5 protein-coding genes and 2 pseudogenes are annotated in these 6,421 nt (G+C 59.8%); 1 reads left to right on the top strand and 6 read right to left on the bottom strand.

The features are described from left to right. Positions 1-120: 120 nt before the first annotated feature. Entirely contained in the window at positions 121-792 is a 672-nt protein-coding gene (locus tag MR935_RS04620) for a response regulator transcription factor (protein WP_290571463.1), read from the top strand. A 59-nt stretch (positions 793-851) separates the two neighbouring features. Here the strand turns inward: MR935_RS04620 and MR935_RS04625 are convergent, their stop codons facing one another. The 6 genes and pseudogenes from MR935_RS04625 to MR935_RS04650 all read right to left on the bottom strand — a co-directional run. Then, the gene (locus MR935_RS04625) at positions 852-2,114 is read right to left on the bottom strand and encodes a DNA recombination protein RmuC (protein WP_290571465.1); all 1,263 of its coding nucleotides are present in this window, start codon (positions 2,112-2,114) and stop codon (positions 852-854) included. Between the two features lie 92 nt (positions 2,115-2,206). Next, positions 2,207-2,719 carry a MarR family winged helix-turn-helix transcriptional regulator gene (locus MR935_RS04630; RefSeq protein WP_290571467.1) on the bottom strand — a complete coding sequence of 171 codons (513 nt, stop codon included), beginning with the start codon at positions 2,717-2,719 and terminating at the stop codon, positions 2,207-2,209. Between the two features lie 120 nt (positions 2,720-2,839). Further along, complete coding sequence (locus MR935_RS04635; protein WP_330636447.1) at positions 2,840-3,733, bottom strand: 4Fe-4S dicluster domain-containing protein; 894 nt, start codon at positions 3,731-3,733, stop codon at positions 2,840-2,842. Positions 3,734-3,748: 15 nt separating this feature from the next. Further along, positions 3,749-3,961, bottom strand: a complete 213-nt coding sequence (locus MR935_RS04640; protein ID WP_290571469.1) for a hypothetical protein — start codon at positions 3,959-3,961, stop codon at positions 3,749-3,751. Between the two features lie 73 nt (positions 3,962-4,034). Beyond that, positions 4,035-5,396, bottom strand: a pseudogene (locus MR935_RS04645) ([FeFe] hydrogenase, group A); the annotation flags it as partial. Between the two features lie 662 nt (positions 5,397-6,058). Further along, positions 6,059-6,421, bottom strand: a pseudogene (locus tag MR935_RS04650) (hypothetical protein); the annotation flags it as partial.

The raw sequence follows: 6,421 nt of genomic DNA on the forward strand, positions 1-6,421 counted from the left end.
ACCCTTTTATTGAATAAAGATTGAAAAAATAAGCGATTCACAAAAACTTTAACGACTGTACACTAAATCTCCACATACCTCCCTTACAGTAAAAGCAGCTAAAACAGAGGAGCGTTTCGTATGCGAATTCTGCTGATCGGCCGCGGCAAAGCGGAGGCGGTCGCCACGGCTTTGAAACAGGCACACATGCTGGTGGATGAGCTGCCGTATCCCGCGCAATTACAGGCCGCCATTCCTCCGGGGATGTACGATGTAGCCGTCTGCCTGTCCGACGGCGCGGCGCAGCACACCGATGAGTACCTTGACCTCATTCGAAGTGGCGGATGCGCACTGCCGGTGCTGATCGTCGCGCCGCGCGCGGACGCGGACGACCGGGTGCGCGCGCTGGACGCGGGCGCGGATGATTTTTTGACCCAACCCTTTCAGATGAACGAGCTGGTTGCGCGGGTGCGCGCACTCGGGCGGCGCACCGCCGCGCCGCAGCCTGTGCTGCTGCGTGTGGGCGACCTGACGCTTGACCGCACCCGCTCTCTGCTGTGCGGCGCAGACGGGCAGGTACGCCTGTCCGCCCGTGAATTGCAGCTGATCGAGCTGTTCCTGCTCCACCCCAGCCGCATCCTATCCCGCGATCTGCTGCACCAGAAGGTCTGGGGTTGGGACTTCGATGCCTCCTACAACCATATCGAGGTGTATCTGTCGCTGGTTCGGCGCAAGCTGCGCGCTGTCGGCTCGGTCATGCAGATCCGCGCCTCACGCGGACTGGGCTACTATCTGCTCACCGCGCGGCCATGAATGCCGCCGCCTCTCCCATTTTGCGGGAGTGCGGCGGCGTTTGTGCTTGTTGCGGCGGACTATTCCTCGTCCGCGCGGCTGTCCTCCTCGCCCGTGCCAAGCAGCGCCCGCGTCTCATCCTCGCCCAGCTCGGTCACGCCCCGGAGCTTGCGCCGGATGGCGCGCGTGCGCGTGCCGACCAGCTTTTCCAGCTCGCGGCTGGCCTGATCGAGCCGGGTCTGTGTTTGGTTCAGGCAGGCTTCGAACTTGTCAAACTCGGTCTTGACCGCACCCAGCACGCTCCACACCTCGCCCGAGCGCTTCTGGATGGCGATCGTGCGGAAAGACATCTGCAAGCTGCCCAGCAGCGCCGCCATCGTGCTCGGCCCGGCGATATTGACATGGTACTCACGCTGCAGCACCTCAACCATGCCGCGGCTGACCACCTCGGCGTACAGCCCCTCAAACGGCAGAAACAAAATGCCGAAGTCGGTCGTATAGGGCGGCTCAAGGTATTTATCACGGATATCCTTGGCCTCGGCCTTGAGCGTTTGGATGAGCAGCTTGGCGCAGGCGTCGATCTGCTCACGCGAGCCTTGCTCATATGCATCGCGCAGATTGCCATAGGTATCGCCCGGAAACTTGGAGTCGATCGGCAGCCAGATAAAATCACCGTTCTCCACCGGCAGCTTGACGGCGTACTCGACCACATTGCGGCTGTTCGGCCGGGTGGCGACGTTGACACCGTACTGCTCGGGCGCGAGAATGTCCTCCAAGATCGCGCCAAGCTGTATCTCGCCCACGATGCCGCGGGTCTTGACATTGGTGAGTACCTTTTTCAAGTCGCCCACCCCCTGCGCGAGCACCTGCATCTCGCCCAGCCCCTTATACACCTGCTCGAGCCGCTCGTTGACCAGCTTGAACGACTCGTTCATCCGCTCGGACAGGGTCTTTTGCAGCTTTTCATCGACAAGGCCACGCATGTCGTCCAGCTTTTTGTTGTTGTCATCCTGCATCGCGCGCAGGTTTTTGTCCACCGTCGCGCGGATGTTCTCCAGATTTTGTGTCGTTTCGGCCGTAAAATCGTGCAGCCGCTTTTCAAACCGGCCGAGCTGATCGGTCACACCGCCCAGCTTGTCCGACAAGCCCTTGTCCATTGCGGTGAGGTGGGCGATCTGCGCCTCGCGGCCTTCCTTCAGGCTGTGCGTCACCAGCGTGCCGAGTGCGGCGATCGAGCCGCCCGCGTCGCCGCCGGTCTGCACCGGGCGGCGGACCAGCAGCACAATGACCAGCACCAGCAGCACCAGCACGGCGATCAGCGTGATAAGGGGAATGTATTGCATCGTATCTGCTCCTTATATCATAGTGTAATAGTGAGGAAAGCCCCTCTCCATGAACCGCGCCGCCCGGTGAAGGGCAGGCGCACAGGGCGGGATCAGGCTAAACCGGCCTGCTCCTCACCGGCAGAGCCATGCGCGCCGTCCTGCTGTGGGGCAGGCTGCGCGCCCACGCTTTCCTCGGCCAGCAAAAAGTCCTGCAACCGTTCCAAGCTCCGTCCGAGCACGGCGGCCTGCTCGGCGGTGAGCGCGTCCAGCACCGAGGCGACCATGCGCGCGTGGAAGGCCTTGTGGTATTCGTAAGCGGCGCGACCCTTATCGGTCAGCGAAATGTTGACCGCGCGGCGGTCGGCCTTGTCCCGCTCACGGCGGACAAGCCCTTTGGCGACCAGCTTGCCGCATGCGACGGTCAGCGTGGCAAGGGTAACACCGATCGAGCGGGCGACCTCACTCATGCGGACGGGCGCCAAGTCTCCGATCTTTTCGATGATATGGATCTCGGTGATCGAGATGGCGTTTCCCAGCCCGGCGGTGAGCGAGCGCTCCTCGATCTTATTCACACGGTCGAACACATCGACCAAAAACGCATTGATTTGTTCTGCGCCTGCCAAATTCGATCCGCCTTTCTATCAGTTAATTTAACTAACTAAATATTAACACGGGCGGATAAAAAAAGCAAATAAAAAGGCTCGCCGCGCCGGAGGGCGGCAAGCCTTTGCAGGGATGGGTTGTCAGTGGGCGAGCAGTTGCGCCTGCACGGTATCAAAGCCCAAGCGGGCGACCGTGTCGGAAAAGCGCTCACCGGCTTCGCCCTGATCGCGGAACAGCGTCAGCGCTCGCTCGATGACGGCGAGCACCTCGTCCTTATCGGTGAAGACGGGCGCGAGCGGGCGGCCAGTGGCTGTGTGCTTGCCCCAGCGCCCGCCGATGTACACGCGGCAGCCCTGCTTTTCCGCCGAGACAACGCCGAACGGACACCGCTCAACGCAGCGGCCGCAATAATTGCACCGCTCGCTGTCATACACCAGCTTGCCGTCCCCCAGATAGCTGACGCCGATGGGGCAGGCCTTTTGAATCTGGCAGAGCTTGCAGCCGCGGCATTTGTCCATGTCGTGGGCGGGCACGCGCTGGCCAACGATGCCGATGTCGTTCAAATCGGGCTTGACACAGTTGTTAGGGCAGCCGCCAACAGCGATCTTGAACTTGTGCGGCAGCTTCTGGTCACGCCAGCCGACGAAGAATCGGTCGTGTATCTCGCGCGAGAGTGCGTAGGCGTCAACAAGACCGTATTGGCAGGTCGTGCCCTTGCAGCAAACGACCGGACGGACTCTTGCGCCCGTGCCGCCGGTCATCAGGCCATAATCGGCCAAAAAGGCGCGCAGCGGCTCGATGCTGTCATACGGAACGCGCTGGATCTCGCACGTCAGGCGGGTGGTCATGGCGATCTCGCCGCTGCCGAAGCGGCGGGCGGCCTCGGCGATAGCGGTCATCTCCTCGGCTGTGATCTTGCCGTTGCGCGTGATGACACGGCCATTGAAGCAGTCGGCCGTTGTTTTGTCCTGCAAAAAGCCGAGCGCCTTGACACGCCTGATATCCTCGGTGGCCAGCGTTGTGGTGGTGTTCAAATCCGGTATCCTCCTTTATGGGTGCGCGGCGGCGCGGAGCTCGTCCCGCCGCCTGTGTTCTGTTTTTATGGTAGCAGTCAGGCGAACCAATGTCAATTCGGCAGCGTATCCGCACGTGTGGTAATTGCTGCCGACGCGGTAAAATTTTGCTGCACCGGCCGCAGCCTGCCAAGAATAAGGAGACCAGCGGCGGCATTCTGCCGACAGACGTAAAAAAGAGCCGGTCATAGCCGACCGGCTCCTTGTCATCAGCAACACGTTGGGATGAATCGCTTACCGTATGCGGCGGTCAAACGGCTTGCAGGTCGCTGCTGCGGTCTACATAAGCAGTGTGCAGCAGCTGCTCCGCCAACTCGCTCAGCGGCTGGCCATAGAAGGCTTCGTACACTTCCTTGATCTCGGGGTTTTCATGGCTTAACCGCAGGGTCATGGCCTCGTCGCGGCTGTACAGGCTGGCGATGCGGGACTTGCGTATAGCGTCGCCGTCGGCCATGATGTTCTTGGGCTGGCCACCGCCGCCGATGCAGCCGCCAGGGCAGGTCATGACCTCGATGAAATGGTACTGCTTGCCGCCCGCCTTGATCTGCTCGATCAGCTTGCGCGCGTTGGCGGTACCGTATACCACGGCCACCTTGACCGTCGTACCGGCGATGTCCACGCTGGCTTCACGGATACCCTCGTAGCCGCGGACAGGCTGCAAATCGAGCAGTGCATCGGGCACAGGCTGCTTGGTCAGGTAGGCGTAAGCGGTACGCAGTGCGGCTTCCATCACACCGCCGGTGTTGCCGAAGATAACGCCCGCACCCGAGGCGGTGCCCATCAGGCGGTCATAGTCGCTGTCCGGCAGGGAGGCGAAGTCGATACCCGCTTCCTTTGCCCAGAGCGCCAGTTCGCGCGTGGTGATGACCTGATCCATATCGCGCATCTCGCTGTCGCCCAGCATCCGGCCAGCCGCGTTCATCTCCTCACGGCGGATCTCAAACTTCTTGGCGGTGCAGGGCGTCAGCGCCACGTTTACGATCTTTTTCGGGTCGATGCCCATCTTTTTGGCAAAGTAGGTCTTGATGGTGGGGCCTTGCATACCGATCGGGCTTTTGGCCGTCGAGATATTGGGCAGCAGCTCGGGATAGTAGGTCTCGGCGAATTTCACCCAAGCGGGGCAGCAGCTTGTAAACTGGGGCAGCGGGCGGTCACCCTTGGTGACGCGCTCGATCAGCTCGCTGGCCTCCTCAACAATGGTCAGGTCGGCGGCAAAGTTGGTGTCGAGCACATAATCCGCGCCCAGCGCGCGCAGCAGCGCCACCATTTTACCCTGAACAAACGTACCGGGGGCAACGCCGAACTCCTCACCCAGCGCCGCACGAACAGAAGGCGAGGTGCTGACGATGACTACCTTGTCCGGGTCGGAGATTGCCGCCTTGACCGCAGAATACTCATAGCACTCGGTGATGCTGTTCGGCGGGCAAACGTTGGCGCACTGGCCACAGTGAATGCAGATCGCCTTGCCGCCGGTCTGCTCCAGCGTATATGTACCGTGGACACCAATGGCCTCCGTGCAGATATTCTTGCACATTCCGCACTTGATGCACTTTTCCTCGTCGCGGCAGATACTGGGGTTATCCAGCTCGATCGGCACACGCACTGACATAGGTAAATGTTCCATTTTTATACACCTCCACAATTATAAAAGGAAGAAATCCTTTCTTCTTTATGCAATTATTATAACATGGTGCGGTGTGATTGTCGAGTATATTTTGGGTAAATCTGTATACAAACCACGGCCGATGGATTTGCGTTCCGCAAGCAAAGAGATGACATGCGGTCGAAAGCGCTTATGCAGTCAGCGCAGCGGCAGCGTGCGGCGGTACGCATGGATGCTTTTCATCGAAGCAGGCAAAGAAAAGCCCCGAGGCCGGTATGGCTTCGGGGCTTTGGTAAGTTTTTGTTCGCTTTTAGCGTTTGGAGAACTGCGGCGCACGGCGCGCAGCCTTCAGGCCGTACTTCTCCGCAAGGCACTAAACTACGGGGTATTCAATTCCCGCAAAAAGCGACACAAATCACACATTAAACGCACGCTTTCGCGTTTTTTAAACGCACGCAAGTTCTAAAATCGTGTGTTTTGGAATGCTGACTTTTGCGCTTTCTCGTACCTTTTTATGCCCTCGTGTCGTCAATTTGTCGTCAGATTCCCGGCACAGTCGAGTTACTTCTCCATCACCTCGGCCAGCTTACGGATCAGCTGCTCACCGTACTGATACTGCAGCAAATAGCCTATCGCCTGCTCCTCCAGCCCGCACGCGGCCTGCAAGGGGCATTACTGTCACTTTATCTGCTGACCGCCACGGCCGCACGATATGCCACGACTGCCGCCTGCAACTCCTCGCGCCGGATGGAGATCTCATGCTTGCCGTCGCCTTTGATCGCGCCGCACTGCATCAGCTCGCACAACTCGGCCTGCCAGTAGTCCGGTACATCGGACACCGCCGTGTACAGCGGGTTTACCTTGTCATACATCGCCTGAAACTGTTCCATCGTCATAGTTTCGTCCTCCTCCTCCTTTTCTATAACCATCTTGCCAAAGCCCTCGGCCACACCGTCCGCAATCGCGCGGGCGATGTCGTTGAATCTCGCCTTGTACAAGGTCATATCGTCCTTGTCGTCCACAAAACATGTCTCGATCAGCGCGTG

It is taken from the genome of Agathobaculum sp., from assembly GCF_022775115.1.
Taxonomy (GTDB): Bacteria; Bacillota; Clostridia; order Oscillospirales; family Butyricicoccaceae; genus Agathobaculum.

Coding starts and splice junctions, on each gene's coding strand:
- MR935_RS04620 (WP_290571463.1), top strand. CDS start 121: ATGCGAATTCTGCTGATCGGCCGCGGCAAAGCGGAGGCGGTCGCCACG.
- MR935_RS04625 (WP_290571465.1), bottom strand. CDS start 2,114: ATGCAATACATTCCCCTTATCACGCTGATCGCCGTGCTGGTGCTGCTG.
- MR935_RS04640 (WP_290571469.1), bottom strand. CDS start 3,961: ATGACCGGCTCTTTTTTACGTCTGTCGGCAGAATGCCGCCGCTGGTCT.